Below are 26,988 nucleotides of genomic sequence, written 5' to 3'. Positions count from 1 at the left end.
CTCGTGCCACTGAAGAACGGTGCAGTCATTGCACAGCGCTACCGCCTGCTACGACTGATCGCGACAGGCGGAATGGGCCAGGTGTGGGAGGCGATGGACAACCGCCTCGATCGCAAGGTCGCCGTCAAGGTGCTCAAGGCCGAGTTCTCCGAGGACCCGGAGTTCCTGCAGCGCTTCCGTTTCGAAGCCCGGACCACCGCCCAGCTCAACCACCCCGGCATCGCGGGTGTCTACGACTACGGCGAGACCCGCGACGAAGCAGGCGAGTCCCTCGCGTACCTGGTGATGGAACTCGTCAACGGCGAGCCCCTCAACGCCGTCCTCGGACGCATCGGCCGGCTCCCCCTCGGTCATGCCCTCGACATGCTCGAGCAGACCGGGCGTTCACTGCAGGTCGCCCACACCGCGGGAGTGGTACACCGCGACGTCAAGCCGGGAAACATCCTGATCACCCCGGCCGGCCAGGTGAAGATCACCGACTTCGGAATCGCGAAGGCCGTCGACGCCTCCCCGGTCACCAAGACCGGCATGGTGATGGGCACCGCGCAGTACATCGCGCCGGAACAGGCCCTGGGTGAGGAAGCCACCTCGGCATCCGACGTCTACTCGCTCGGAGTCGTCGGGTACGAGGCGTTGTCGGGGACACGCCCGTTCGTCGGCGACGGGGCTTTGACGGTCGCGATGAAGCACGTGCGCGAGACACCTGCCCCGCTGCCCGCCGACCTCCCTGCAGGCGTCCGAGAGCTCATCGAGATCACGATGGCGAAGGACCCGGCACAGCGTTACGCCAACGGCGGTGAATTCGCCGACGCCGTCGCCGCTGTCCGCGCGGGCCGAAGGCCGCCCGCTCCCGGTACCAGCCGGGGACCCGGCACGGGTCGAGTGATGATGCCGGGCGTCGTACCGGCGCCGACGCCGACCAGCACGCAGATGATGCCGACGTCGCAGAACCGCTACACCGGCCCACCAACAGGTGCCGCTGCGCCTGCGGTACCCGAACAGACCGGCATGTCCTCGGCGCAGAAGGCCCTCGCCTGGGGCGGCGGAGGTCTGCTGCTCCTCGCGATCGTCATCGGAGGGTTCGTGCTGCTGAATCGGGAGGACGAAACTCCCGCGCCGTTCGTTCCGCCGACGACGTCTCAGCAGCCGGTCACGACCACGACGACCACCACGGAGCCGTCCACCACCACGACCGAGCCGACGACGACCACCACGGAACCGACGACCACCACCACCACGACGACCACGACGGAACCGACGACGACCGAACCGACCACCACCTCGGAGACCACGACGACGAGCCGCGGCGGGATCACCATCCCGTCGTTCACGTTGCCGTCCATCCCCGGAATCGGCGGCGGCCAGGAGGAAGAACCTCAGGCGTCGGGCACCACGGACGGCGCCGCCGCAGCGGACGAATTCTCGGATCGACCCCCCACCGATCGACCCTTCTTTGATCGACTAGGACAGCCATGACGACTCCCCGCAACCTCTCGTCCCGCTACGAGCTGGGCGAGATTCTCGGATTCGGTGGCATGTCCGAGGTTCATCTCGCGCGCGACAACCGCCTCGACCGCGACGTCGCCATCAAGGTCCTGCGTGCCGACCTCGCCCGCGACCCCACGTTCTACCTGCGTTTCCGTCGCGAAGCCCAGAACGCGGCCGCACTCAACCATCCCGCGATCGTCGCGGTCTACGACACCGGTGAAGCCGAGACGGAAGCAGGACCGCTTCCGTTCATCGTCATGGAGTACGTCGACGGCAGCACACTGCGGGACATCGTGCGCGCCGAAGGTCCGATGCCCGCCAGGCGCGCGATGGAAGTCATCGCCGACGTCTGCGCTGCGCTGGATTTCTCGCACCGCAACGGAATCGTCCACCGCGACGTCAAACCGGCGAACGTGATGATCAACAACGCCGGCGCCGTCAAGGTCATGGACTTCGGCATCGCCCGCGCCATCGCCGACAGCTCGAGCCCGATGACGCAGACCGCCGCCGTCATCGGAACCGCGCAGTACCTGTCGCCGGAACAGGCCAGGGGCGAGCAGGTCGACGCACGGTCGGACGTGTACTCGCTGGGCTGCGTCCTGTTCGAGATCCTCACCGGGGAACCGCCGTTCAAGGGTGACTCGCCCGTCGCCGTCGCCTACCAGCACGTCCGTGAGGATCCCGAGCTACCGTCACGCGTCAACCCCGACGTTCCGCGCGAACTCGACTCGATCATCCTCAAGGCGATGGCCAAGAACCCCGCCAACCGCTACCAGTCCGCCGCGGAGATGCGTACCGATCTGGTCCGCGTCCTCGGTGGGCAACGCCCCAGCGCACCGACCGTCATGAACGACGAGGATCGCACCACGATCCTCGGCGCCATGGACGCACGCGCACCGCAACCACGAGCGAAAGCGACCGCCGACTCCGCCGACAGCACGAGCACCGGGCGCCACGCGGACTCCGATGACTCCGAGCCGCGGCACCGCGGCGTCAGGATCGCCCTTCTGTCCGTCGCGGCACTGGTGATCGTGGGGATCGTGGGTGCGTTCCTGTGGTCTCTGGGCCCCGGCTCCTCACCGGACCGCGTCGCGATCCCCGACGTGTCCAACCTGTCCGCGTCCGACGCCGAAGCACGCCTCCAGGAGGCCGACCTGCGGGTCGCGATCCAGGAGAAGCCCGACGCCACCGTCGCATCCGGCGACGTCATCACCACCAGACCGGGCGCAGGCGCCGAAGTGGACTCCAAGAGCACCGTCAACCTCGAGGTGTCGACCGGACCCGAGCAGGTTCAGGTGCCGCAGTTGACCGGCAAGACCGAACAGCAGGCCGCACAGGCCCTGTCCGCGCTGGGCCTCGAACTCGACGGCACCCGCGCACGTGCACCGTCGACGCCGGAGAACCTCGACAAGGTCGTCGAGCAGAATCCGTCGTCGGGGGTCGGCATCACCGTCGGATCGTCCGTGAAGATCACCCTCGGCTCCGGTCCTGCGCAGATCCGTGTGCCGGACGTCGTCGGCCAGCAGGTCGCCGTGGCGCAGCCGAACGTCGAAGGCGCCGGATTCAGAGTTCAGGTCGAGAACATCGACTCGAGCCAACCCGTGGGAGAGGTCGTCTCGACCAGCCCGGCAGGTGGGTCCAACGCAGTCGAAGGTGACACCGTCACCCTGCGAGTGTCCAACGGCGACAAGATCCCGATGCCGGACCTGCTCGGTCTGACGGTGTCCCAGGCACTGTCCGCCCTCGAGTCCGCAGGCTGGACGGGCACGACGTCCAACATCAGCACCACGACCGAGGTCCAGCTCGACCCGACCGTCGTGAACCGCATCGTCAATCAGGCCGAACCAGCCGGGTCGGAGATCACCAAGACCCAGACCGTCAACGTCACGGTCGGCGCCCTGGGAATTCCGGGGCGCTGACGTCCGCTTTCTGTCCGTATCGCGCGCTTACATACTCGCATCGTGTATCCACGGATGCCGCGGACGTATCCCGATCAGGCACGACGGGGCACGGAAGTTCGGCCGGCCGTCGAGGTCAGCTGGGTCGGCACAAAAAATCGTTACGCAATCATGGTGTTCTGCCGACGCCAAATGAGCCAGCGACCAGAACGGCGAACGAAGATGTAGAGAGCGTTCATCTCCGGCGCTCGGCCGTCCTCGGCGCTCTCGGGGGTCGACCAAGCATCTTTCCGGGCGGAAATGGCGTCCTTGGACAATGCCACAACGTCAGTCAGCTGATAGTAGGCGGTGGCGTCCCGCAGAAAGTCCGAGGCAAGAGCTTCCCGCGTGGCGTTCTCGATCGCGAGTCGACCTTCCAATACCGCGCCACGGGCGGTCACCACCACGGCATCGTCGGCTAGGTGCGCATTCATGAGCGAAGAATCTTTGTTGTTGAAGCCGAGCTCGACGTCGTCGATGATTGTTCGAATAGCCCTACGGTCAAGGCCGTTCACGGTTCCGAAGCCAGTTGAAGAATTCATGGGTGGAGGCTAAAACCTCGAGTTGACTTCGGGTCAAGCGCCGCACGTCCGAGCCGGTGCTAGTTGTACCAACGCCATTCGCTGCGCATTGCCCGGTCCGGCAGCTCGCTACGGCCCGTCGCCCACAGGAGTCGCGTAAACGGATCCACATTCGATGGGGCGTCGACATCGGGGAACAGTCTGACCAGCACCCGTCGGCACAGCAGGCCGTCCGGATTCCACCCGATGTCGGTACCGTCGAACAGGTCGTGACCATGCACGATCAATTCGACGGCGGCCATCGCCGCGAACCCTTCGCCGTTGGTCTGGCCGAACACATGAGCAACGCTGATATCCGGCGGGCTCACCGCCACCACCGCGAGCAGAATATTCGAGGCGGCCTCGATCATTGCAGCCAGGCCACCGGGGCCGGCTTCGCGGTCGCAGTGGATCAACTCGTCGGGCGATCCGGGGCGACGCTGCGTGGTCTCGAACGGGATATCGCCAATGAAGGTCGGCGCGGCCACGGTTGCCGCGTACACCATCAAATCGTCGGCAAAGTGCTCTGCTGTCTCCCAGCGCGTCCACGACAGCGAACCAGCCGGCTGGTCCCACAGCCCCGGTTCCAAGGCGGCGATTCCGTCGAGCAGGCTCGATACGAGTAGTCGGACGTCACCGGCAAACGACTGTCCTCGTTCCGTCATGTTCCGGATGCTGTCAACAGTGGCTCCCGTGGTTCAGAATCGGGTCGCGATCGAATTCTCCTGCTCGAGACGCTGCAGTTCTTGCGACGCTGCTACCGAAACGCCAGCGCTACCTCGGCCTCGAGCCGATCCACCAACGCGTCGTCGGCTTCCGCCCCGCATACCTTCAACCAGTTCGCCAACATTCGGTGCCCGCCCTCGGTCATGATCGATTCCGGGTGGAACTGGACACCGTGGATCGGAAAGTCTTTGTGCCGCATGGCCATCACGAGACCCGAGTCGGTTCGGCCCGTCACCTCGAGCTCGTCGGGAATGGTGTCGGCAAGCACCGTCAGCGAGTGGTACCGAGTAGCGGTGAACGGTTGCGGCAGCCCTTCGAGGACTCCGATGCCATCGTGATTCACCGAGCTGGTCTTGCCGTGCAGTAGTTCCGGCGCGCGGTCGACCGTCGCACCGAACGCGGCCCCGATCGCCTGGTGCCCGAGGCACACCCCCAACAGAGGGGTCCTTTCCTTCGCGGCGGCGGTGACGAGATCCATCGTCGCTCCCGCACGCTGAGGAGTGCCTGGTCCCGGGCTGAGCAGAATGCCGTCGAAGTCGCGGGCCACGGCATCGCGGTCGTCCAAGCGCGGATCGTCGTTGCGCCACACCGTTGCGTCGACTCCGAGCTGGCCCAGGTACTGGACGAGGTTGAAGACGAAGCTGTCGTAGTTGTCGACGACGAGGATGCGCATGCGCCCCAGAATAGGTCACGGCCTGTCGGTCATCCTGGCTGGGCGAACTGCAGCCGGAGAGACCCCTGGTATGCGGGCACCGTCAGATCGTCGGAGGCTCCGACGGTGAGACCCAGGCCGTATCGGACCGAGTACTGGCGAAAGAGTTGCACACCCGGCTCGGCGTCGAGAGCGGCGTTCAGTGCGGCCGCGTCGCCCAGCGCGGTGACGATGTACGGCGGGCTGTACGTCCGCCCGCCCAACAGCAGCGTGTTTCCGATGCACCGGGGTGCGACATTGCTGGCGACCCGCTGGTCCTGCATCGCGATCGCGGTAGCGCCGCCGGACCACAACGCGTTGAGAACGCTCTGCACATCCTGTTGATGGACCACGAGATCGTCCGGGGATGCGTCCGAGGCGTACCGCCCGTCGCTTCCCCTCGGTGCATCGGTCAGTGTCACCACGACTCCCGGGCCCGACTCCGCCTCGAGCCCGGCAGGCGCCAACAGTGGGCCGACGCCGGCGAGCGCGTCGGCGACGTCGGAGTCTCCAGCACCGGCTTCCCGCTGGAGTTGCTCGACCTGCGCCGCCAGCTCGTCCCGCGTGTTCTCGGCCTGGTCCGCATCATCCTGAGCTGATCTGACCAGCGTCGACAGGCGTGTGGTGTCGGTCCGACGGATCTCGTCACCGCTGGAGAACTGCCGCGTGGTGGACAACAGCACACCGACGAGAAGGCACACGACGACCACCATCACCTGCCACGCGCGCGACGCGAGCACGCCCGAGCGGTCGTTGTCCGAAGCCATGAAATCCTCCGGTGCTCTCCCCAGCGTTTCCGCTGAGCTAGCGTGTACAGGACATGTGCACGCAGTTGGGCCTTCAGGCTGCCGTGATCATGTGACAGCACCGAACGCTACCTGCTCGGGGGATCTCCGCGGGCCGCAAGGTCACGCAGTGACGGCTCGGCCGTGTTCATCCACAGGCCGGTCCGCGATTGTCCACAGCTGTTCACAGTCCGGTATCCACAGGCACCGCTTCCGTGCACACCCAGACGAAGACCGCGACGACGAAAGGGCGAGGAATGCCGAAATCGAAGGTACGCAAGAAGAAGGACTATGTGATCGCTCCCGGGACGCGTACGCCCGGTTCGGTGGCGTCGGGCCCGTCCAGCCCGTTCTACGTTGCCGTGATGCTCGGATTCATGCTGGTCGGGCTCCTGTGGCTGCTCGTCTACTACTTGGCCGCCGAGGACATCTCGTGGATGAACAGCCTCGGAGCATGGAACTTCCTGATCGGCTTCGGGTTCATGGTGGTCGGTCTCGTCATGACGATGAAGTGGCGATGACGGCGTCGCCCTACCGTCGTCCGGCCGATCTACTTACACACATGTTATTCATCCCCAATGTGGATAAAGCCTGTGGATGAATCGGGCGGCCATCCACAGAATGTGGACAACTTGTCGTGGGCGACGCCCCTGCCTGCGGTGATCGCACTGACCGTCGGAGGGTTCGCCCTGCTCGTGGCCGCATTTCTCACCGACAACGATCCAGCGGGCCGCGTGCTGATCTCGATCGGCGCCCTGGGCCTGTGGATAATCGCCGGCCTCGCTGCGTATCAGCGACCGCGCCTGTGGATAGATTCGGCGGGACGGCTGTCCGTGAAGCGGTTGTCCGGCATTCACACGTACACGCGCGACGAGATCTCCCGGATCACGCTGGTGCCGTACCCCCGGCTGGGACGTCGTGTTCCGATGCTGGAGCTGAACGTCCGCCACCCGGGCGAGGGCGACGATCGACTCGTGATCTTCGGCCGGTGGGATCTGGGGACGAGCCCCCAGAACGTGTACGACGCCCTCGAGCAACGCGGATTCGTCGAGGAGCGCTGACAGCTACTCCGGACACCGGCCCCCGGAGACAGGCAGAGCGTCAGAGGCCCATTCGGGACCGGAGGTCGAGCACCCGGAAGGCGATGACCGCGAGCGCCACCACTGCGACCGCGGCTACGGCCGCCCATCCAAGGTAGCTGCGGGTCCGACGGTTCTGCACCCGCGCGGGAACGAACAGAATGCCCGCCGTCGCGAGCGCACCGGCGACCAGGCCACCCATGTGTCCCCACAGTGAGATGCCGGGGATGGTGATGCTGATGACGATGTTGAGGCCGATCACGACCAGCGCAGGCGTCGGGCTCCGGCGGAGTTTGAGCAGGATGATCGCCTGTGCGCCCAGTAGGCCGAAGATGGCACCGGATGCGCCGACCGTCGCGGTGAACGGGTCCTCGAGCAGCATCACCGACGCACTACCGCCGACGAGAGAAACCACGTACACCGCGATGTAGCGGGTCTTTCCGAGGATCGCTTCCACGTCGCGACCGATGATGTACAGCGCGAACATGTTGACGAGCAGGTGAATCAAGCCGTAGTGGAGAAATCCGCTACCGATCAGCCGCTCGTAGTCTCCGAGCGCGACGGCAGGCGGAAACAAGGCCCAGGACTCGTACAGCGACGACGCGCCGGTGTTGTCCATGACACTGCGGGACTGCAGGGCCGTCGCCGCGAACGCCAGAACGTTCAGCGCCATGATGACGTACGTGACCAGACCGTACGACGAGTCCGCAGACCCGCCGGCGACGGTGCGCGCACGACGGACCTGCGCGTTGCCTGCACGTACGCAGTCGACGCAGTGCTGCCCGACGGCCGCTGCCTGCAGGCACTGTGGACACGCGGGACGACCGCACCGCGAGCACGCAAGGCCCGTGGGTCGGTCCGGGTGTCGGACGCACCTCGACTGAGGTGGAGTGGGCTGATCGCCGTACGCGCCACCCCAGCCGGGGTTCGTCATCTATCGATGCTCCTCTTCGAGAAAGAGAGTTGAAACTCGAGGTATCAGGCCAGCGTGACGCTGGTGATGACGACCTCGTCGACGGGACGGTCACCGCGTCCGACGGGAGTGCCGGAGATGGCGTCGACGACCTTCTTCGACGCCTCGTCGGTGACCTCACCGAAGATGGTGTGCTTGCGGTTGAGGTGCGGCGTCTTCGTCGTGGTGATGAAGAACTGCGATCCGTTGGTTCCCGGTCCGGCGTTCGCCATGGCCAGCAGGTAGGGGCGGTCGAACTGGAGTTCCGGGTGGAACTCGTCGGCGAACTTGTAGCCGGGGCCACCTGCACCGGTGCCGGTGGGGTCTCCGCCCTGGATCATGAAGCCGTCGATGACGCGGTGGAAGATCGCGCCGTCGTAGAACGGACCGGAATCGGAGCCCGACGCGTTGGACGTCGTGTACTCCTTGGAACCGTCCGCGAGGCCGGTGAAGTTCTCGACGGTCTTCGGCGCGTGGTTGCCGAACAGCTCGATGACGATGTCGCCGCGGTTGGTGTGCAGCGTTGCCGTTGATGTCTTGTTTGGTGTGCTCACCCCACCATCGTGCCACCCCGCGCTCGTCGGCCGGTCGCGGACGGTCGGATGTGGCCACACAGGATGTGGAACAGTGGGGGCATGACGAGCACAACGAAGTCTGCGCAGTTCCGGGATGTCGCCGTGAGCACCGGGGGCACCCTCGTCAAGGCAGCGAAAATTTTCGGAACCGGATCCGCAGGCGTCGGACTACAGCTGGCGAACCGGGCGTACGCGCTGGCCCGACGCGAAGCCGCCCGTCGCCGAGTCCGTCGAGTGACCTCGGCATCGTCGAAGATCCAGACGGTGAAGACCCGTGCGTCGAAGACCTCCTCGGGCCCGTCGCTGCTCGGTACTCCGACACGCAAGATCGTCGCGGTCGGCGCAGTTCTGGGTGCGGCCGGAGGCATTGCGGTGCTCGTGTCCAAGCGGCGAAACGCGTTCGACCCGCCGGCGGACGCTCCGCCGAGCCTCGAGGACTACAGCAGCGAGTCCCCGGTGAACGGATCCTCCGCACAGGCCGCAACGCGCGCGGACACCCCGCAGCAGACGTAGCGTCTAGCCGCTCACCTCACCGGCTCGACCCGCGATCACCAGGCCGACGTTTCGCTGTGTGACGGTGCCGTCCGTCAGATACTCACTGTGGCCTCGGCTGTCCGAGAGACCTCCGTCGGACCGCGTCGCCAGTGGCCTGACACCGTCGAGCTCACTCGGATCCGATCCGAAGAACCCCGTATCGGCGACGATGTCCTCGCGCGCCTCCGCCACGAACGTGTGTCCCGGCGGTACCGAGAGTGCCGAGATGTCGTCGAAGCCGAGACCGGGTGAGCCCAGCGCCACGAGATCGTCCACGCCGGACACCCCTCGTAGGGCGAGCGCGGCAGTGAGAGAGCCGTACGAGTGCCCCAGCAGCGTCAGATGCGGATCGTCGGTGCGTGAGGCGTCGAGACCATCCAGGAACGCAGCCAAGCGGGGAGCGCCGACCGCGGCCGCCATCGGCGAGACGACTGTGCGCGTCGGATCGAGCAGGTTCCAGCCGAGATGCGGCGCCTCGTAGTTCATCCACGTCACGCACGCCACCGATTCGTCCGGGGGCAGCGCGCTTCGCACAGTCGCAGCCAGCGCGTCCATGTCGGAGTCGTAGCGCCCGACATCGCCGCCGATATCGGAATCCAGTCCAGGGACGAACACGGCGACGTGAGTGGCTGTCGACACGTTACCCACCGAAACAGCCGCCAACGTGTCCTCACCGCTGGTGTTGTCCAGCACCAGCAATTGGCGATTACCCTGTGCCAGAACGGCTTCGATCTCGTCGAGTGCTTTCAACCGCTTCTCGGTCTGAGCGAGACCGGCGTCCGCGTCGTCGAACAGCCCGCCGAAGACGTTGCCGTCCAACGTCCGAGCGAGGTCGTCGGCAACCGATTCCAGACGCGCTCGCTCGGAGATCAGGAGCCTCCGATTCGCGGCGTCGCGTACCTCGGCCGGAACGCCGTCGAGATTCCCGACAGCGCCGGGATCACGGACGAGCAGTGCCGTTCGCTCCGCCGGACTCGCCATCTGCCAGGACACGTTGTTCGCCGCTGCTGCCGCTGTCGGCGTGGGTAAGACGTCCGGGGCTGTATCGACGTCCGCGGCAAGCGCAGCGGCCGTTGCGACGTCGATGTCGGTGGCACGACGGATCACCTGCCGGGCTCGGGCCTCGAGCTCACGTATCACCCTGAGGCGATCGCGTGCATGGTCGAACGCATCCTCGGCCGCGACGGAGTACGTCGTCAGCGGATCGGCCACCGTTCCCGAATCGGAAATCTCGAGCCTGTGTTCGACGCCGATGCTGTCGCACTCTCGCAGCGCGGCCCGCACAGGATGGGCCTGTTTCGCGAACGTCGTCACAGCGCGGGCGATGCGACCCAGCTCGTCGGCGTGAGCGCGGTAGTCCGCGATCAGGTGCGACACCGAGAACTGTGCGGCATCAGCCGCGTCTCCGCTCCACTCGAGCTGTGCAACGGCGGCCTCGATCTCGCCGACCGTGGAGGCGAGAGAGTCGGCCGTCCGTGCAACCCGCGCACCCAGCAGGGTGATCTCCGACGGTTGCCATCGCTGAATTTCGTTCCACAACAACACATCCACCCCGATGTCGGTCAGGTCGACGCGGACGCGATCGACATGACAGACAGTCAACCCCGGCCGGCGCCAGGCTGCGGAGCGTTGTCCACAGCCTGTGGATGAAATCTGTGGAGCAACGTCAGCGCGCTATTCTCCACTCCGACTGATCAGGCCCCGACGTGCCCGGCCGGGGCGGTGTGGACGGGCGGGGCGGTGCGGATGGGCGGGGCGGTGCGGACGGTGCGGACGTGCGGGCCGACTTGGGAGGACGGCTTCGCTTGGCTCGATACAGATCGGCGTCGGCCGCGCGGTAGATCTCCGCCCAGCGACGCGCAGCAGGCATGCAGACGATGCCCACACTCCACTCGGCACGATGTGCACGCCGAAGACGGTCGATGATCTGCCACGCCTCGGCCTCGAGCACTCCGGGCATGAAGAGCACGAACTCGTCGCCGCCCAGACGGCCCAGCACGTCCCGTCGGCTCAACTCCGCCTTCCAGGCCTTCGACACGCGCGCGAGAAGGACATCGCCTGCGATGTGCCCGTACTCGTCGTTGATGTCCTTGAAATGATCCAGGTCCAGAACGGCCATGCTGACCGACAGACCGCGCGCCGCGCATACGGGCAACATCTTGGCGACCTTGGACTCGAAGCCGAATCTGTTCAACAATCCGGTGAGCGCATCGTGCGTGGCGGTGTACCGCATGCGCCTGGCGAAGGCCCCGAACACTTCGGTGGCACCCACGACGCCGAGGGCAATGAGCACGTACGCGATGAACGAGGACTCGAACGGGCCTGCCGCGGCGCCGAGTACCGCGAACACCGCAAGCGCGCCCACCCACATCCCGGCGTTGCGCTCGGACCAGAAAGCGCCGATGTGCATGCCGAGGAACATCGTCGCAAGGACACAGATCAGGTACGTCGGCAAGGTGTTGCTGGCCGAGAAGGACAGCGCGACAGCAACGATCCCCATGAAGGTGACATGACCGATCGTGCGCTTGGGGCTCGGACCCTTCAACCGCATCAACATGACGGTCGCCGCGATACCGAGAATCAGGGACACGAGAACCGCACACCGCGCCCAGGTACTTGCGCTCGGCCAGTACGCGCTTCCCCCTGCCGCGTACAGAACCGTCGTGCCCCCGATGTACACCAGAAGGGTGAGCGCGGACTCGTCCAGCTTTCGAGTTTTCGCCATCAGACGATCCAGCATTGCCGCCCCACCTCCCCCAGAACATCGCATCCAGCGTCGACGGCGACGTCTGTCGTGCGGGACTTTAACACCTTCCGCCGACATCCGAATGCGAAGCGAACCCGGTGAACCGTAGGGAACGAGCCGAGGGGGAGAAAGCTAGGAAACGAGCTCGGCTCGAGCCGACTCCCGGGCAAGGAGGCGATCGCGCGACTCCTCGAACTTGGTCGCCTTCACCCCGAGTTGCTCGACGAATGCCGCGAGGCGATCCCTGTCCTGCTCGCCGTCGGGCCCGAAGTCGGTGCGGTCGAAGATGCGCCACTTCCGCAGGACCGGCATCAGTACCTCGTCGAGGTGCTGGCGTAAATCGTAGATTCCGTGCTTGGCCAGGGACATCGCATTCTTGCGGAAGTTGGGCATGTTGAGTCCCGGCATGGCGAAGTCCGTCACGACGTCGGCGATTGCCCGCACCGTCTGATCCGGTGTCAGATCGAGCGCGGCCTCGCCGAGGTTCCGGTAGAAGATCATGTGCAGGTTCTCGTCCGCGGCGATTCGAGCCAGCATTCGGTCCGCCACCGGGTCACCGCACGCATGGCCGGTGTTGCGGTGGGACACACGTGTCGCAAGCTCCTGCAACGTCACGTAGGCGACCGAATGCAGGAAGTTCGCACCGTCCATCGGAGCGTCGACGCCTGTGGTCATGTGCTGCATCCGTGCCCGTTCGAGCTCGACAGGGTCCACCGCTCGGGTCACGACGAGGTAATCCCGCATCACGATGCCGTGCCGGTTCTCTTCTGCCGTCCACCGACCGACCCACGTACCCCAGGCCCCGTCGAGCGAGAAGTTGTCCGCCAGACCTCGGTGATACGACGGCAGGTTGTCCTCGGTGAGCAGGTTCGTGATCATCGCCGTACGCGCCAGGTCGGACAGTGACGACTGCGACTCGTCCCAGTCGTCACCCCCCATCGCCGCGAAGTTCCTGCCTTCGTCCCACGGAATGTAGTCGTGGGGATGCCATTCCTTCGCTATCGACAGGTGGCGGTCGAGGTTCAGCTCCATCGTCGCCTCGAGTTCGGTCAGCAGTTCGGTGTGATCGAGGTTGCGCATCGCTGATTCCTGTTCACGAGTTCGATACGCACGTCGCGTCCGAGGTGGCCTGATACGCGCTGACGCTAGAGCAGTCCCCGGCGCCCGGTCCCCCGTCCGCCGGTTGTCTGGGAATCTCCACATCCGGACCGCGGCCGCTTGGCCACCGTCACAGACATTGGCAGTTTTTCGCGGAAGTATGACATAACTGCCACTTTCGACGTGGCCCGCCCCGATCGACACTTGCACCATGGCAACTTTCCTCGCACTGGTACTCGTACTCGGATTCATCCACGTCGCCGCCACCACCTACGTGCGGCATCAGACCTCGAGCTCGGTCAGCAGACTCTGGGCCAGCCCCTACCGATACAACTACTTCCGTCCCGACGAAGAATCCGTTGACACCCACCGCACCCGGACGGACAGCCGCGTTACTGCCGACTGCATATCAGGGACCTGAACCCTGACACACGCACCTCACGATGAAATCTGACCCACAACGCAGTGACCCCACAACACAGTGACCCCACAACACAGTGACCCCACAACACAGTGACCCCACAACACAGTGACCCCGACACGCATTCGCGTATCGGGGTCACTGTCGATCTGTGGGGCTATCGAACTATGGAGCTATCTAATTGTGGAGCCTAGGAGATTCGAACTCCTGACATCTGCCTTGCAAAGGCAGCGCTCTACCAACTGAGCTAAGGCCCCGGGGTGGTGCAAGCGAACAGTACCTTACGAAATCTCGAACTCGAAATTTCCTGGTCCTGACGCCTCCGTGCGGACGATCAGCGAGTGGAAACCTCGTGCCACACACCGTCACTGTTGCGGAGAGACCGCACCTTCGACGCCGCCGACACGACTGCTATCACTGCACCGATCAGAAGAAGGATTTTCATGATCATGTCCCTCTTCCGTATTGCTCGGTGTGGGCCTAGGAGGACTTGAACCTCCGACCTCTTCCTTATCAGGGAAGCGCTCTAACCGCCTGAGCTATAGGCCCGTGAACCTCGATTCGGACAGAAGATTTCTCTTTCCGAACCGAGGAGAGAGATTACCGCATCGAACCGCCGTACTCCAAAACGGCTCGATCCGGCACTCTCGAGCGACCTGGTTCAGTCCCGATCCGCGAGGGTTACTTCGACGCCCCCGACCAGGTCGGAGGACAAGTTGTAGATGAACGATCCGATGGTCGTCAACGCCGTGAACAACACCACGTTGATGACACCGATCACTGCGGCGTAGCCGAATACCTGTCCGGCACTGACCAATCCACCGTCGCCCGACTCGGACACGATGTCGGTGAACGCACTGTTCAAGCGATCCCAGACACCCATTCCGTCGAGAACCGCGTACAGCAGCCCGACTGCGACCATCCACACGAAGAACAGCGATACCGCGATGACGAGGGAGATCTTGAGCGTCGACCACGGATCGATCTTGCGCAGTTGAATCGTGGCACGCAGAGGAGTTCCGTCCTCACGCGCTGCGATGGCGACCGGCTGCGCGATCTGCTGCGTCTCCGACGCCGGGGCCGTGTGCCGGACCTCCGACAGGTCCGGCATGTCCTTCGCCAGATCCTTGCGTTCGATGTGCCGCGTCGGTCCGTCGATACCGGCGGCCTTCGTCTTGGCTGCTTCTCGACGCTGTGAACTGTCCGCCGAACTCTCGGCGCCCACTGCGGCGGTGGCTGCTGCTGCGGCCCCTGCCTGGGTTCCACGACGATCGTCGCCTGGCTGTCCGGACTGTCCCGGCTGGCCCGATTGAGCGCCCGGTCCGACCGGCGGCAGCGTTCCGCCGCGCGCCGACAGGTTGGTCTGCGGCTGGCTCTGTGCGCCGTTCGCCGGACCGCGCTGCCACGGAGGTGCGCCCTGACCCGAACCACCGACCTGTCCCGAGGCACTGCCCTGACCCGAACCGTTCTGGACAGGCGCACTGCGCACCGGTCCCGGACCGTTCTGGTAGCCACCCGCCGGCGGCTGCGTGACGTCACCCGCACCCAGTGGATCGAACGGACGCTCGTTGTCCACCCGTGGTGCCGCCTCGGTGGGCGGCTGCTGGGCAGCAGCCGGGCGTGCCGGTGCAGGCGGACGCGGCTGATTCTGCGGCTGCGACTTCGGTGCCTCCGCGGGCCGCTGGTTCTCCGGCTGACGCTGATCCGGACGCTGAGGTGCCGATGCCGGAGCCTGCTGAGTCGTCGGCGGCTGGGGAGGCCGAGCTGTGGCCTGCTCACGCGCCGAGCCGTCGGACGTCCTCGCGGTTTCCGGAGCACCTCCCTGACGTTCGGGTGCCTGGCGTTCGGGTGCCTGGCGTTCGGGTGCCTGGCGCGCCGGCTGGCTCGGCGGTTGCCGATCGCCGCCGGCAGGACGCGCACCGTTCCCTTGCCGTGGGTCGGACTGCTGAGAACCGGACTGCTGTGGAGCGCCCTGCTGAGGACCGGACTGCTGAGGGGCCGGCGCACCGGGTCGCGACGGAGGACGCCCGCCGCCGTTCTGCGGCGTTCCGGCGCGAACCGCCGGCTGCGGCCGCGCAGAAGTGCGTGGCTGCTCGGCGTCGCTGGGCGGAACGGGCCTGCTGCCAGGCCTGTTGGGAGTGCTCACTTACGACTCCTTCGGTGCGTCGTCTTCGTCTCCGGCGGCGCCGGGCTCGGGTTCGGCTTCGTCGGCGTTACGGGCAATAGCGAGCAGTGTGTCGCCTTCCCCGAGATTCATCAACCGAACGCCCTTCGTCTGTCGACCGGCCTTCCGTACCTGCTTCGCTGCGGTCCGGATTACACCACCACTGGAGGTGATGGCGTACAGCTCGTCCTCGTCGTCGACGATGAGAGCCCCCACCAGGGTGCCACGCTTCGGGTCGTACTGGATCGTCAGCACGCCCTTTCCGCCGCGGCCCTGCGCCGGGTAGTCCTCCATCGCGGTGCGCTTGGAGTAGCCACCGGAGGTGGCCACCAGCAGGTACTTGCCCTCCCGCACCACGTTCAGCGACAACAGCTCGTCCTCGCCGTTGAACCGCATGCCCTGGACACCGGAGGTCGCGCGACCCATCGGACGCAGAACCTCGTCGGTTGCGGAGAAGCGAATCGACTGACCCTGAGCGGACACCAGCAACAGGTCGTCGTCGGACGACGCCAACACAGCGCCGACCAGTTCGTCCTCGCCGCGGAGGTTGACCGCGACGATGCCGCCGCTTCGGTTGGAGTCGAAGTCGGTGAGCTTGGACTTCTTGACCAGCCCACCCTTGGTGGCGAGCACCAGATAAGGCGCGTCCTCGTAAGTCTTGATCTGAATGACCTGCGCGATGCGCTCGTCGGGCTGGAACGCCAGCAGGTTCGCGACGTGCTGCCCGCGGGCCGTCCTGTTGGCCTCGGGAAGCTCGTACGCCTTGGCGCGATAGACCCTGCCCTTGGTGGTGAAGAACAGAATCCAGTCATGCGTCGAGCAGACGAAGAACTTGCTGACGATGTCGTCCTGCTTCAGTCCCGCGCCCTGCACTCCCTTGCCGCCGCGCTTCTGCGAGCGGTACAGGTCGGTCCTGGTGCGCTTGGCGTAGCCGGTTTCGGTGATGGTGACAACGACGTTCTCGCGGGCGATGAGATCCTCGTCGTTGACGTCTCCGTCGCTGGCGATGATGCGGGTACGACGGTCGTCGCCGTACTTCTCGACGATCTCGCCGAGCTCGTCGCGGACGATCTGACGCTGACGCTCCGGCCGGGCCAGGATGTCCTGCAGGTCGGCGATGGTGCGTTCGATCTCGGCCAACTCGTCGATGATCTTCTGACGCTCGAGGGCAGCCAGACGACGCAACTGCATCGCGAGGATGGCGTCGGCCTGGATCTCGTCGATGTCGAGCAGTTCGATCAAGCCGGCCTTGGCGTCGTCGGCGGTCGGCGAACGACGGATGAGGGCGATGACCTCGTCCAGAGCGTCGAGTGCCTTGACCAGTCCGCGCAGGATGTGAGCGCGCTCCTCGGCCTTGCGCAGCCGGTATCGCGTGCGCCTGATGATGACGTCGAGCTGATGAGCCACGTAGTAGCGGATCATCTGATCCAGACGCAGGGTGCGCGGCACACCGTCGACGATCGACAACATGTTCGCGCCGAAACTCGTCTGCAGCTGGGTGTGCTTGTAGAGGTTGTTCAGCACCACCTTCGCGACGGCGTCGCGCTTGATGGTGACGACGATGCGCATGCCGACGCGGTCCGAGGACTCGTCGTCGATCTTGGAGATGCCGGCCAGTTTGCCGTCGCGCACCTGCTCCGCGATCGACGTGATCAGGTTGTCCGGGTTGACCTGGTACGGAAGCTCGGTCATGACGATCGTGGTGCGGCCGTTGGAGTCTTCCTCGATCTCGACGACGCCGCGCATGCGAATGGATCCGCGTCCGGTCGAGTACGCATCCTGGATGCCCTGCCCGCCGACGATCAAGCCGTGGGTCGGGAAGTCGGGGCCCTTCACGCGTTCCATGCACGCGGCGAGGGTCGCTTCTTCGTCGGCCTCGTGGTTGTCGAGTGCCCAGAAGACGGCGTCGCCGAGTTCACGCAGGTTGTGCGGCGGAATGTTGGTGGCCATACCGACGGCGATGCCGTTGGAGCCGTTCATCAGCAGGTTGGGCACCCGCGACGGAAGTACCGTCGGCTCTTGGGTTTTGCCGTCGTAGTTGGGGATGAAGTCGACGGTTTCCTCGTCGATGTCCCGCAACATCTCCATGGCGAGAGGCGTCAGACGTGCCTCGGTGTATCGCATGGCAGCCGCGCCGTCGTTGCCACGGGAGCCGAAGTTGCCCTGGCCGTCGACCAACGGGTACCGCATGGACCAGGGCTGAGCCAGACGCACCAGCGCGTCGTAGATCGAGGTGTCACCGTGCGGGTGGTAGTTACCCATCGTTTCGGCAACGGGGCGTGCGGATTTGACGTAACTGCGGTCCGGGCGGAAGCCGGAGTCGTACATCGCGTACAGCACACGACGGTGCACGGGCTTGAGGCCGTCGCGTACTTCGGGAAGTGCGCGGCCGACGATGACGCTCATCGCGTAGTCGATGTAGCTACGCTGCATCTCCTGCTGGATGTCGACCGGATCGATGCGGTCGCCGCCCTCGGCGTTCGTGGTCTGTCCGGGAGGCCCGACAGGAGGCTCGGTTATGTCCGACATGGAATCTCCTTCAGCGAAAGTCTAAGAGGTGTAACGAATTTCAAGTAGTGCGTGAAAGTTCGTCACACGTCCAGGAAGCGGACGTCCTTGGCATTGCGGGCGATGAAACTGCGCCGGGCACTGACGTCCTCGCCCATCAGGACACTGAACAGCTCGTCCGCGGCGGCGGCGTCGTCGAGGGTGACCAATCGGAGCACGCGCACCGATGGATCCATCGTGGTCTCCCACAGTTCCTTCGCGTTCATCTCGCCGAGGCCTTTGTAACGCTGGACGCCGTCCTCGATGTTGATCTTGCGCTTGTTGGCGATACCGGCCTCGAGCAGTCCGTCGCGTTCGCGATCGGAGTACGCGAAGTCGGGTTCGCCGCGGCTCCACTTCAACTTGTACAGCGGCGGCATGGCCAGATAGACGTGGCCGTGCTCGATGAGCGGACGCATGAAACGGAACAGCAACGTCATCAGCAGCGTCGAGATGTGCTGGCCGTCCACGTCGGCGTCGGCCATCAGCACGATCTTGTGGTAGCGAAGCTTGGTTATGTCGAACTCGTCGTGGATACCGGTGCCGAACGCGGTGATGATCGACTGGACCTCGTTGTTCTTCAGAACGCGGTCGATGCGAGCTTTCTCGACGTTGATGATCTTTCCGCGGAGCGGAAGGATCGCCTGGTACATCGAGTCACGACCGGACTTGGCCGAGCCGCCGGCGGAGTCGCCCTCCACGATGTAGATCTCGGACTTGCTCGGGTCGTTGGAGCGGCAGTCGGCGAGCTTGCCGGGCAGGCCACCGATGTCCGTTGCGCTCTTGCGGCGCACCAACTCTCGCGCCTTGCGCGCGGCCATACGGGCCTGAGCCGAGGACACGGCCTTGTTGATGATGGTCTTCGCGTCGGCCGGGTTGGACTCGAACCAGTGCGCCAGGTGCTCGTTGCACGCCTTCTGCACGAACGAGCGAACCTCGGTGTTGCCGAGCTTCGTCTTGGTCTGACCCTCGAACTGCGGTTCCCCCACCCGGACGGAGATGACCGCGGCGAGACCCTCGCGGATGTCGTCGCCGGTGAGTTTGCCGTCCTTCTCCTTGACGAGCTTCTTGTCCGCTGCGTACTTGTTCACCGTCGAGGTGAGCGCGGTACGGAAGCCTTCCTCGTGCGTGCCGCCCTCGTGCGTGTTGATCGTGTTGGCGAAAGTGTGGACCGACTCGGAGTAACCGGCGTTCCACTGCATCGCGATCTCGACCTCGTGGCCTTCACCCTTGGCGGTGAAGCCCACGACGGAGTTGTGGATGGATGTCTTCGTCTTGTTGATGTGCTTGACGAAGTCGACGAGGCCGTCGGGGTAGTGGTACGTGCGCTTCTTGACCTTGGCGGGCTTGGCCTCGACGGCCTGAGCTTCTTCCTCGGACGCGGACTTCGGTGCCTCCGCGGTCTCGGCCAGCTCTTCCTCGCTGGCGTCGGTTGCTGCCACGCGCTCGTCGGTGAAGTTGATGGTCAGTCCCTTGTTCAGGAACGCCATCTCCTGGAGGCGACGGTGCACGATGTCGAAGCTGAAATCGAGTGTCTCGAAGATCTTGCCGTCCGGCCAGAAGCGGACGATCGTGCCGGTGTCCTCGGTGTCGCCGACGGTCTCGAGCGGCCCTGGTTTGGCGTAGTCGTACGTCTGCGTGTAGCGGTGACCGTCGCGAGCAATCTGGAGTTCCACCTTGGTGGAGAGAGCGTTGACCACGGAGATGCCGACGCCGTGCAAACCACCGGACACGGCGTACGAGTCCGAGTCGAACTTTCCACCGGCGTGCAGCTGCGTCATGACGACCTCGACGGTGGGAACACCGGAGGCGTGCGTGGCGACGGGAATTCCTCGACCGTCGTCCTTGACCTCGACGCTGCCGTCCTCGTGAATGGTGACGTCGACGGTGGAAGCGTATCCGGCCATGGCCTCGTCGACGGAGTTGTCGACGACCTCCCAGATCAGGTGGTGCAGGCCTCGCTCACCGGTGGATCCGATGTACATACCGGGCCTCTTGCGAACTGCTTCCAGTCCCTCGAGCACGGTGATCGACGAAGCGCCGTAATCCTTGTTCTCGGTCTTACCCGACTTCTCGGCAGCCACGATTCGGTTGTTCTCCTTCAGCGTCAAGGTCCCCCTCGCACCGAATGGGTGCTGCCGTGTGGGCACCGGGTGGTGCCACCGCACGAGTCTGCTCGGCCGTCCTGCCTCACCCTGCGGGTAGGCCGTGACGGTGAGCAGATCCGAAGGGCTTCTCTGTTACCCGTCCATACTACTGGTACGTACCGACGGCATGGGGACGATGACACCCCGAAATGCCCCCTGGTTGCCTCACAGACGCATTTTTTCGCGTCCCGACGGCAAATATGGACAGCAGAATCAGCTCCGAGGGCTACAGATCGAGGACGATCCGTCCACCCGCTGCCCGCGACACGCAGATCAGCATCTCGTTCTCCTGCTCCTCGGGGGTCAGCCGAGTCTCGCGGTGTTCGGGAGTGCCGACGAGCACTCGGGTTCGGCACGTTCCGCAGAAACCCTGCTGACACGAGTACGCCACGGACGGCTTCACCTCACGGATCGCCTGCAACGCTGTCTGTTCTGCGCCGACGGTGATCACGTCACCGGAATCGACCAATTGGACCTCGAACTGCACACCGTTCCGAACCGGAGGTGGAGAGAAACGCTCGAAGTACAAATGGGTGGCGTCGGTGCCGTCGACGGCCACGCGCACCGCGTCGATCATCGGCGGCGGGCCACAGCAGTAGACGGCACCGCCCGCCACGCGACCGAGCAGTTCACTACCCGACGCGATCCCGTCGACGTCGTCGGTGCGGACGTTCACCCGTTCGCTGTCCAAGGCGAGAATCTCGTCGAGGAACGGCAGCGACTCCCGCGAGCGCCCCCGGTACTCCAGGTACCAGTCCATCCCGGAGGCGCGGGCTGCCCGCACCATCGGAAGGATGGCGGTGATACCGATTCCGCCTGCGACGAACACCGCCCGGCCGTCGGCGACGAACGGAAATCCGTTGCGCGGACCTGTCACGGTGACGGGCGTTCCGATCTCGAGTGCATGCATCTCCGCCGAACCACCGCCGCCGTCCGGAATGAACCGCACCGCAACGGTGTACGCGCGTGCATCCGACGGGTCACCGCACAACGAGTACTGCCGGCGTCGACCGGACGGCAGGACGAAATCGAGGTGCATTCCCGGAGCCCATGCCGGAAGTTCCTCGCCCAGTGCACTTTCGAATTCCAGCCGGACGACCTGTTGGTCCACGCACAGAACCTCGCGCGAGCGGAGCGTCAATGCGATGTCGCGGACTACCGGCGCCGCCGCGTGGCTGTCGTCGAACTCGCCGTTGTCCAGCAACGCGAACCACTTGTCCAACGCGTCGGTGACGAGAGACATCGTCTGATCGGGCACGGCGCGCCCGTACAGATCCTGTGGAACCTGACGACCCTCACGAAAGGTGTCGACCGTTCTGGCCATGTCGGACAACCGCTTTCGCAGTCCCTGCTTCTTCTTGGACACCACTAGCTCGACTCTCGAATCCGGATTCGAAACTGCGGTCACCGTGCGCACGCTCGTGCGGCGGGCGACGTTGCAAGGTACTGCACGGCTTGCTCGGTCGACCCTTCGCTCGAGGGGTGGTAGTCACGGGCGAAGTAGCGAAGCGAGGCCTTCCAGATCATCTTGGGGCCGGGGAAGAGACCACGTGCAGCAACCGCGCGATAATTTCGAAGCGACGGCCGGCGTTGCTTCGCGGGCAGGTGAGCCAGCGTCGGATCGCGATCCATCAGGTACCGCACGCCACGAGTCCAGAACCACACCAACGTTGGTGCGATCGCGACGTAGGTTCGGATGCGCCGGGCGGGGCGAACATCGAAGTACTGCATGACCTCGAATGCCACCGAGCGGTGCTCGACTTCCTCGGCCCCGTGCCACCGAAGCAGGTCGAGCATGGTCGGATCGAAATCGACCTCGTCGAGCGCACGCGCGTTGAGCACCCAGTCACCGAGGAACGCCGTCAGATGTTCGACGGCTGCGATCAGCGCCACTCGTTCCACCAAGCTGTTCCTGGTGTGCGTGCGCCTGTTTCCGAGCGCGCGACCGAACAGGAACTGCATCTGCTCGACGTACGGTGCGACATCGATACCGTGGGCGGTCAACGAATCGAGCACCTGGGTGTGGGCCGTGGCGTGCATCGCCTCCTGGCCGATGAAACCGATGACGTCTTCACGTAGGCGCTCGTCGTGAATCAGAGGAAGCGCTTCCTTGAAGGTACGGACGAACCACTCCTCACCCTCGGGCAGGAGTAGATGCATCACGTTGACCAGATGAGTCGCGAGCGGATCGCCGTCGACGTAGTGCAGCGGCAGAGCAGACCAGTCGAATCTGACGTTTCGAGCCTGGAGCACCACGCGGTCCTCCGGCTGTCGGTCGATCGCCGACCTGTCGGATTCTTCTTTGGCGTCGGGTGAGAACACACGGTCCCTTCGTCGTAGCGGGTCGGATCACGAGCAACGATCCCGATCTCGTTGCTTGTGATCGATCACCGAATTACGCTACGCACCGAGGCTGTGCAGAGCAACCAAGATCACCTTGATTCATCAGTGTGATCCAAGCAATAGGGACAATTCACAGCGTCGGTCCGCTTCGGTAGGAGTTGAATCTACCCGTACGTGTCTCGCGGCCCGCGGCCCTTGATGTGGCGGTCGCCCTTACGCCAACTCTTGGTCGTGGGTCCGTGGATCTTCAAGGACTTCACGACGCCGTGTCCCACTGCCGCGGCGATCTTGGCCAGAATCTGCGCTTGCATCAAGCGCAGCTGCGTCGCCCACGCCGTGGACTCGGCGGTGACGCTCAGAACACCGTCCTCGAGTTTCGTCGGCGTCGCGTGGGACGCGATGTCCTCGCCAACCACCGCGGGCCACCGCCCGAGCACCGTACCTTCCGCCACCTTGTCCGACCATCCGCGTTTCTGCGCGATCGACCCGGCGAGCGAACCCAGAGTCTGCGGGTCACGGTCGTCGGGACCTGCACCGGACCATCCGCGCTTACGTCGACCTCGAAGTGCGCGGACGCCTCCCTTCGGCGAAGAACGCCCCTGCCCGACGGATTTGCCGCTCGCCTTCGCGGCAGCTCGCGCGTCCTCGAGGGCACGGCGCGCCAAGTCGACGCCCTTGAGCTCGTCCGTTCCTTCGCCTGATTCTTCGTTCACGTCTCATACTCCTTCGGTGGAGTCGACGGTGGCGTCGATCGGGGTTATCGTCGAGATTCGTTCCGAACTATGTTGCACTGCTTCGACTTTCCACCGACGAGCATCGATCTCCGGCGGAATGTCCTCCGCGACGGCGGCGGTGATCAACACTTGCTCCGCCTCGGCCGCGACGGCGGCCAGGGCACTGCGACGCTTGCGGTCGAGCTCGGCGAAGACGTCGTCGAGCATCAACACCGGGTCGGTACCCTCCGCCCGTAACAACCGAAAGGACGCCAGCCGCAACGACAAGGCGTACGACCACGATTCACCATGGCTGGCAAACCCTTTCGCGGGCTGATCACCGAGCATCAACTCGAGGTCGTCTCGGTGTGGTCCCACCAGACAGACTCCGCGCTCGATCTCGCGTTGACGCATCTCGTTCAGCCGATGGAGAAACGCAGCTTCGAGCACATCGACGTCGTCGGGCTCCGGTACACGGGCTACATCCGCGAACTCCGGCGGCAGTACGTCCCCCAGACTGCTTCTGTATGTCACTGCGGCAGGGCGTGATTCAGGCGCAATGGATGCGTAGGACTCGGCCACCAACGGTTCGAGTTCGTGAACCAAGCCGATGCGCGCGGCCAGCAACTGGGCACCGTGCGCCGCGAGATGACCGTCCCACACGTCGAGCGTGGCGAGCGCGCTGGCACCGTCGGTCGACCGTGAGCCACGACGCAATGCCCCACCCGCGGTCTTCAGCAACGCCGACCGTTGCCGAAGCACCTTGTCGTAATCTGCTCGCACACCAGCCATTCGAGGCCTACGGGTGGTCAGCAACTCGTCCAGATAGCGACGTCGATCCCCTGGATCTCCCCGCACGAGGGACAGGTCCTCCGGAGCGAAGAGCACGCTGTGCAGAACGCCCAGTATCTCCCGCGGTCGGCGCACCGGGGAGCGATTCATCCTGGCCTTGTTGGCTTTTCCCTCGAGCAACTCGATGTCGATGGTCAGTTCTCGACCGAGGTTGACCACCGAGGCACTGGCGAACGCACGCTGTGCACCCGCGCGGATCATCGGAGCATCGGAGGACACCCGGTGCGACGACAGCGTCGACAGATAGCCGAGCGACTCGAGCAGGTTCGTCTTGCCGTGACCGTTGGGACCGACGAACACCGTCGAACCCGGCTCGAGTTCGACGGTGACGTCGTCCCAGGACCTGAAGTCCCGCACGGTGAAAGAGCGAACGAACAAGATCTATTTCTTGGGATCGGGTGCGCGAAGAGTTTCTTCGGTCGACGCACGTTTGACGGCGTGACCACCGAACTGATTGCGCAGCGCGGACACGGCTTTCATCGCCGGTGAATCGTCCTGGCGGGATGCGAATCGAGCGAACAGGGCCGCAGAGATGACCGGTGCCGGAACCGCGTGCCGAATCGCTTCTTCGACCGTCCACCTTCCTTCGCCGGAATCCTCTGTGTAACCGGAGATTTCAGCGAACTCGGGGTCCTCGGCCAGCGCCTGAACCAGCAGGTCGAGCAGCCACGACCGGACAACGGTGCCCTTGCTCCACGCACGAAGAACACCATGAGTGTCCTGCACGAGTTCCTCGGCCTCGAGCAGCTCGTACCCCTCGGCGTACGCCTGCATCAGCCCGTACTCGATGCCGTTGTGCACCATCTTCGAGTAGTGGCCGGCACCGACAGGGCCCGCATGGACGAAACCGTCGGCCCGCTCACCTTCCGGACGAAGCGCGTCGAAGATCGGCTGAGCGCGTGCGACATCGTCTTCCGATCCTCCGACCATCAGGCCGTAGCCGTTCTCGAGGCCCCAGACTCCGCCGGACACGCCTGCGTCGATGTAGCCGATGCCCTTCTTCGCCAGCAGTTCCGCGTTGGGTCCATCGTCGGTGAAGCGCGAGTTACCACCGTCGATGACGAGGTCGCCCTCCTCGAGGGCATCCGCGAGCCCGACGATGGTGTTTCGGGTGATCTCGCCCGACGGAACCATCACCCAGACGATGCGCGGCGCGGTGAGCGCCTGCGCCAGACCCTCGAGCGACGGGGTATCCGTGACCTCGGGCCGCGGGTCGTAACCGATGACTTCGTGGCCGTGCGAGCGCAACCGCTCGCGCATGTTGAAGCCCATCTTTCCGAGGCCGACCAGTCCCAGCTGCATGCGAAGTGTCCTTTGCGTCGAAGATGCTGCCGATGATGAGGGCGTCCACCGACGTCCTCGCGGGTGGTACCCGATCAGCCGGGAAGGCGCACCGGCATCAGCAGATACGTGTAGGCGCTCTGCGGTGCCGCGAACTTACCCGAGGAATCCGGTACCAGTTCATCATCCGTCGTCGGCCGGAGAACCGCAGGCCTACTGGGAGTCGTGAATCCGAATGTGACCTTCTCGCTGTGCAGCGACGACAAACCGTCGATCAGATAGCCGGGGTTGAACGCGATGGTCAGCGGCTCACCCTGGAAGTCGGCGAGCAGTGCCTCCTCGGCCCGACCGGCATCGTCACCACCGGCCGACAGCAGGACGCCTTCGGAGGAGAACTCGAGGCGAACCTGCGCACCACGCTCGGCGACGAGCGCCACACGCTTGATCGCTTCGACGAGAGGTGCGATCTCCACGACGGCAACCGCCGTGTGCTCGGGTGGCAACAGCTGTCGGAACTTCGGGAAGTCGGCATCGAGGAGGCGCGTCGTCGTCCGACGACCTCCGCTGATGATGCCGAGGAGGCCGTCGGCGCCGATCGACGATCCGGACCCCAGAGCGAGCTCCACCGGCGAACTTGCGTTGCCCGTCAACGTCTTTGCCGATTCCGACAACGTACGGGCCGGGATCAGGACCTCGGTCTTGGTCTCTCCGCCGACGGGCAGCCACTCGAGCTCGCGGACTGCGAGCCGGAAGCGGTCGGTCGCCGCGAGGACGACCGTCGTGCCGTGGATTTCGACGCGGATACCGGTGAGCATCGGCAACGTGTCGTCCTTGCCTGCGGCGACGGCAACCTGCGCGATTGCCTCGGAGAACACATCCACTGCGATCGACCCGGTCTGCGTCGGCAGCTCGGGCAACTGGGGGTAGTCCTCGACGGGCATCGTCGGAAGCGAGAATTTCGCGCTTCCGCAGTTGATGAGCACCCGGGTGCCGTCGACGCTGACGTCGACGGGCTTGTTGGGAAGCGACTTCGTGATGTCGGCGAGCAACTTGCCGGACACCAGGACGCGACCGGACGTCGCCACCTCCGCAGAGACGCGGACCTGAGCCGAGACTTCGTAGTCGAAACCGGAGACGGTCAGACCTTGGTCGTCCGCGGCGAGCAGTACACCACCCAGCACTGGTACCGGCGGCCTGGACGGCAGGCTACGAGCAACCCAGGCAACGGAATCGGAAAAATCTTCGCGAGCAACGCGAAACTTCAGACTTCCAAGCTCCATCGCTCGGTTTTTCCTCTCGTTTGGCAGCGGATCGTCTCGAAGGGGTCTTCGTCGAGCATCGGGTGAGCT

At 64.9% G+C, this 26,988-nt stretch carries 24 protein-coding genes and 2 tRNA genes; 6 read left to right on the top strand and 20 right to left on the bottom strand.

The features are described from left to right. The first annotated feature begins 3 nt into the window (after positions 1-3). The gene (locus tag CH289_RS09245; RefSeq protein ID WP_179276779.1) at positions 4-1,476 is read left to right on the top strand and encodes a serine/threonine-protein kinase; all 1,473 of its coding nucleotides are present in this window, start codon (positions 4-6) and stop codon (positions 1,474-1,476) included. After that, on the top strand, positions 1,473-3,407 hold the full coding sequence (pknB, locus tag CH289_RS09240) for a Stk1 family PASTA domain-containing Ser/Thr kinase (RefSeq protein WP_019665035.1): 1,935 nt from the start codon (positions 1,473-1,475) through the stop codon (positions 3,405-3,407). Before CH289_RS09245 ends, pknB begins: the two co-directional genes overlap by 4 nt. Positions 3,408-3,547: 140 nt before the next feature. On the opposite strand, the gene CH289_RS09235 is transcribed toward pknB, so the two are convergent. The 4 genes from CH289_RS09235 to CH289_RS09220 all read right to left on the bottom strand — a co-directional run bounded on the left by CH289_RS09235 (position 3,548) and on the right by CH289_RS09220 (position 6,169). Next, the gene (locus CH289_RS09235) at positions 3,548-3,967 is read right to left on the bottom strand and encodes an SgcJ/EcaC family oxidoreductase (RefSeq protein WP_094727809.1); all 420 of its coding nucleotides are present in this window, start codon (positions 3,965-3,967) and stop codon (positions 3,548-3,550) included. 59 nt (positions 3,968-4,026) lie between these two features. Then, positions 4,027-4,650, bottom strand: a complete 624-nt coding sequence (locus CH289_RS09230) for a DinB family protein (protein WP_094727808.1) — start codon at positions 4,648-4,650, stop codon at positions 4,027-4,029. Positions 4,651-4,742: 92 nt separating this feature from the next. Then, the gene (locus tag CH289_RS09225; RefSeq protein ID WP_019665036.1) at positions 4,743-5,384 is read right to left on the bottom strand and encodes an aminodeoxychorismate/anthranilate synthase component II; all 642 of its coding nucleotides are present in this window, start codon (positions 5,382-5,384) and stop codon (positions 4,743-4,745) included. A gap of 29 nt (positions 5,385-5,413) precedes the next feature. Then, positions 5,414-6,169 carry a DUF881 domain-containing protein gene (locus CH289_RS09220; protein ID WP_094727807.1) on the bottom strand — a complete coding sequence of 252 codons (756 nt, stop codon included), beginning with the start codon at positions 6,167-6,169 and terminating at the stop codon, positions 5,414-5,416. A 275-nt stretch (positions 6,170-6,444) separates the two neighbouring features. On the opposite strand from CH289_RS09220, the gene crgA reads away from it, so the two are divergent. Both crgA and CH289_RS09210 read left to right on the top strand, forming a co-directional pair. Beyond that, positions 6,445-6,708, top strand: coding sequence for a cell division protein CrgA (crgA, locus tag CH289_RS09215; protein WP_019665038.1), 264 nt, complete (start codon positions 6,445-6,447; stop codon positions 6,706-6,708). A gap of 57 nt (positions 6,709-6,765) precedes the next feature. Then, a complete protein-coding gene (locus CH289_RS09210; protein ID WP_179276778.1) occupies positions 6,766-7,248 on the top strand; it encodes a PH domain-containing protein in 483 nt (160 codons plus the stop codon). A gap of 40 nt (positions 7,249-7,288) precedes the next feature. On the opposite strand, the gene CH289_RS09205 is transcribed toward CH289_RS09210, so the two are convergent. Next, entirely contained in the window at positions 7,289-8,200 is a 912-nt protein-coding gene (locus CH289_RS09205; RefSeq protein WP_094628015.1) for a rhomboid family intramembrane serine protease, read from the bottom strand. Between the two features lie 44 nt (positions 8,201-8,244). Continuing rightward, entirely contained in the window at positions 8,245-8,772 is a 528-nt protein-coding gene (locus CH289_RS09200; protein WP_019665041.1) for a peptidylprolyl isomerase, read from the bottom strand. An 81-nt stretch (positions 8,773-8,853) separates the two neighbouring features. On the opposite strand from CH289_RS09200, the gene CH289_RS09195 reads away from it, so the two are divergent. After that, positions 8,854-9,306 carry a hypothetical protein gene (locus CH289_RS09195; RefSeq protein WP_037160634.1) on the top strand — a complete coding sequence of 151 codons (453 nt, stop codon included), beginning with the start codon at positions 8,854-8,856 and terminating at the stop codon, positions 9,304-9,306. Positions 9,307-9,309: 3 nt separating this feature from the next. On the opposite strand, the gene CH289_RS09190 is transcribed toward CH289_RS09195, so the two are convergent. The 3 genes from CH289_RS09190 to CH289_RS09180 all read right to left on the bottom strand — a co-directional run bounded on the left by CH289_RS09190 (position 9,310) and on the right by CH289_RS09180 (position 13,153). Next, positions 9,310-10,929: an alpha/beta hydrolase gene (locus CH289_RS09190; RefSeq protein WP_094727805.1), complete on the bottom strand. Its 1,620-nt coding sequence runs from the start codon at positions 10,927-10,929 to the stop codon at positions 9,310-9,312. Between the two features lie 64 nt (positions 10,930-10,993). Then, positions 10,994-12,067, bottom strand: coding sequence for a GGDEF domain-containing protein (locus CH289_RS09185; protein WP_094714175.1), 1,074 nt, complete (start codon positions 12,065-12,067; stop codon positions 10,994-10,996). A 138-nt stretch (positions 12,068-12,205) separates the two neighbouring features. Beyond that, positions 12,206-13,153: an acyl-ACP desaturase gene (locus CH289_RS09180; protein WP_094727804.1), complete on the bottom strand. Its 948-nt coding sequence runs from the start codon at positions 13,151-13,153 to the stop codon at positions 12,206-12,208. 229 nt (positions 13,154-13,382) lie between these two features. On the opposite strand from CH289_RS09180, the gene CH289_RS09175 reads away from it, so the two are divergent. Further along, positions 13,383-13,592, top strand: a complete 210-nt coding sequence (locus tag CH289_RS09175; protein WP_094727803.1) for a hypothetical protein — start codon at positions 13,383-13,385, stop codon at positions 13,590-13,592. A 184-nt stretch (positions 13,593-13,776) separates the two neighbouring features. Here the strand turns inward: CH289_RS09175 and CH289_RS09170 are convergent. The 11 genes from CH289_RS09170 to dnaN all read right to left on the bottom strand — a co-directional run bounded on the left by CH289_RS09170 (position 13,777) and on the right by dnaN (position 26,919). Beyond that, a tRNA-Ala gene (locus tag CH289_RS09170) sits at positions 13,777-13,849 on the bottom strand. 218 nt (positions 13,850-14,067) lie between these two features. Continuing rightward, positions 14,068-14,141 (bottom strand) — tRNA-Ile (locus CH289_RS09165). 112 nt (positions 14,142-14,253) lie between these two features. Continuing rightward, positions 14,254-15,738 (bottom strand): DUF3566 domain-containing protein, encoded by a 1,485-nt coding sequence (locus tag CH289_RS28705; protein ID WP_256977093.1) that lies wholly within the window; start codon positions 15,736-15,738, stop codon positions 14,254-14,256. Beyond that, on the bottom strand, positions 15,739-18,285 hold the full coding sequence (gyrA, locus tag CH289_RS09155) for a DNA gyrase subunit A (RefSeq protein WP_020112254.1): 2,547 nt from the start codon (positions 18,283-18,285) through the stop codon (positions 15,739-15,741). Positions 18,286-18,347: 62 nt separating this feature from the next. Then, entirely contained in the window at positions 18,348-20,387 is a 2,040-nt protein-coding gene (gene gyrB, locus CH289_RS09150; RefSeq protein WP_026347781.1) for a DNA topoisomerase (ATP-hydrolyzing) subunit B, read from the bottom strand. 289 nt (positions 20,388-20,676) lie between these two features. Continuing rightward, positions 20,677-21,867, bottom strand: coding sequence for a PDR/VanB family oxidoreductase (locus CH289_RS09145; protein ID WP_094727802.1), 1,191 nt, complete (start codon positions 21,865-21,867; stop codon positions 20,677-20,679). Beyond that, positions 21,855-22,772, bottom strand: a complete 918-nt coding sequence (locus CH289_RS09140; protein WP_020112252.1) for a metal-dependent hydrolase — start codon at positions 22,770-22,772, stop codon at positions 21,855-21,857. Before CH289_RS09140 ends, CH289_RS09145 begins: the two co-directional genes overlap by 13 nt. A gap of 185 nt (positions 22,773-22,957) precedes the next feature. Then, positions 22,958-23,506 carry a DUF721 family protein gene (locus tag CH289_RS09135; protein WP_019665053.1) on the bottom strand — a complete coding sequence of 183 codons (549 nt, stop codon included), beginning with the start codon at positions 23,504-23,506 and terminating at the stop codon, positions 22,958-22,960. 3 nt (positions 23,507-23,509) lie between these two features. Continuing rightward, a complete protein-coding gene (recF, locus tag CH289_RS09130) occupies positions 23,510-24,736 on the bottom strand; it encodes a DNA replication/repair protein RecF (RefSeq protein ID WP_026347783.1) in 1,227 nt (408 codons plus the stop codon). 3 nt (positions 24,737-24,739) lie between these two features. After that, complete coding sequence (gene gnd, locus CH289_RS09125; protein ID WP_371828588.1) at positions 24,740-25,735, bottom strand: phosphogluconate dehydrogenase (NAD(+)-dependent, decarboxylating); 996 nt, start codon at positions 25,733-25,735, stop codon at positions 24,740-24,742. Beyond that, on the bottom strand, positions 25,735-26,919 hold the full coding sequence (dnaN, locus tag CH289_RS09120) for a DNA polymerase III subunit beta (RefSeq protein ID WP_026347784.1): 1,185 nt from the start codon (positions 26,917-26,919) through the stop codon (positions 25,735-25,737). The genes gnd and dnaN overlap by 1 nt, the downstream gene beginning before the upstream one ends. Positions 26,920-26,988 lie beyond the last annotated feature (69 nt).

This window comes from Rhodococcus sp. RS1C4, assembly GCF_002258225.1.
In the GTDB taxonomy this organism is placed as follows: Bacteria; Actinomycetota; Actinomycetes; order Mycobacteriales; family Mycobacteriaceae; genus Rhodococcoides; species Rhodococcoides fascians_E.
The sequence above is the reverse complement of the archived record's forward strand: the minus strand, read 5'-3'. Positions and strand labels throughout refer to the sequence as shown.

What these genes read in the sequence shown, in the direction of transcription:
- CH289_RS09195 (WP_037160634.1), top strand. Translation starts at nt 8,854, where the DNA reads ATGACGAGCACAACGAAGTCTGCGCAGTTCCGGGATGTCGCCGTGAGC.
- CH289_RS09230 (WP_094727808.1), bottom strand. Translation starts at nt 4,650, where the DNA reads ATGACGGAACGAGGACAGTCGTTTGCCGGTGACGTCCGACTACTCGTA.
- crgA (WP_019665038.1), top strand. Translation starts at nt 6,445, where the DNA reads ATGCCGAAATCGAAGGTACGCAAGAAGAAGGACTATGTGATCGCTCCC.
- dnaN (WP_026347784.1), bottom strand. Translation starts at nt 26,919, where the DNA reads ATGGAGCTTGGAAGTCTGAAGTTTCGCGTTGCTCGCGAAGATTTTTCC.
- CH289_RS09205 (WP_094628015.1), bottom strand. Translation starts at nt 8,200, where the DNA reads ATGACGAACCCCGGCTGGGGTGGCGCGTACGGCGATCAGCCCACTCCA.
- CH289_RS09180 (WP_094727804.1), bottom strand. Translation starts at nt 13,153, where the DNA reads ATGCGCAACCTCGATCACACCGAACTGCTGACCGAACTCGAGGCGACG.
- CH289_RS09225 (WP_019665036.1), bottom strand. Translation starts at nt 5,384, where the DNA reads ATGCGCATCCTCGTCGTCGACAACTACGACAGCTTCGTCTTCAACCTC.
- CH289_RS09220 (WP_094727807.1), bottom strand. Translation starts at nt 6,169, where the DNA reads ATGGCTTCGGACAACGACCGCTCGGGCGTGCTCGCGTCGCGCGCGTGG.
- CH289_RS09185 (WP_094714175.1), bottom strand. Translation starts at nt 12,067, where the DNA reads ATGCTGGATCGTCTGATGGCGAAAACTCGAAAGCTGGACGAGTCCGCG.
- CH289_RS09235 (WP_094727809.1), bottom strand. Translation starts at nt 3,967, where the DNA reads ATGAATTCTTCAACTGGCTTCGGAACCGTGAACGGCCTTGACCGTAGG.
- CH289_RS09210 (WP_179276778.1), top strand. Translation starts at nt 6,766, where the DNA reads ATGTGGATAAAGCCTGTGGATGAATCGGGCGGCCATCCACAGAATGTG.
- pknB (WP_019665035.1), top strand. Translation starts at nt 1,473, where the DNA reads ATGACGACTCCCCGCAACCTCTCGTCCCGCTACGAGCTGGGCGAGATT.
- gyrA (WP_020112254.1), bottom strand. Translation starts at nt 18,285, where the DNA reads ATGTCGGACATAACCGAGCCTCCTGTCGGGCCTCCCGGACAGACCACG.
- CH289_RS09175 (WP_094727803.1), top strand. Translation starts at nt 13,383, where the DNA reads ATGGCAACTTTCCTCGCACTGGTACTCGTACTCGGATTCATCCACGTC.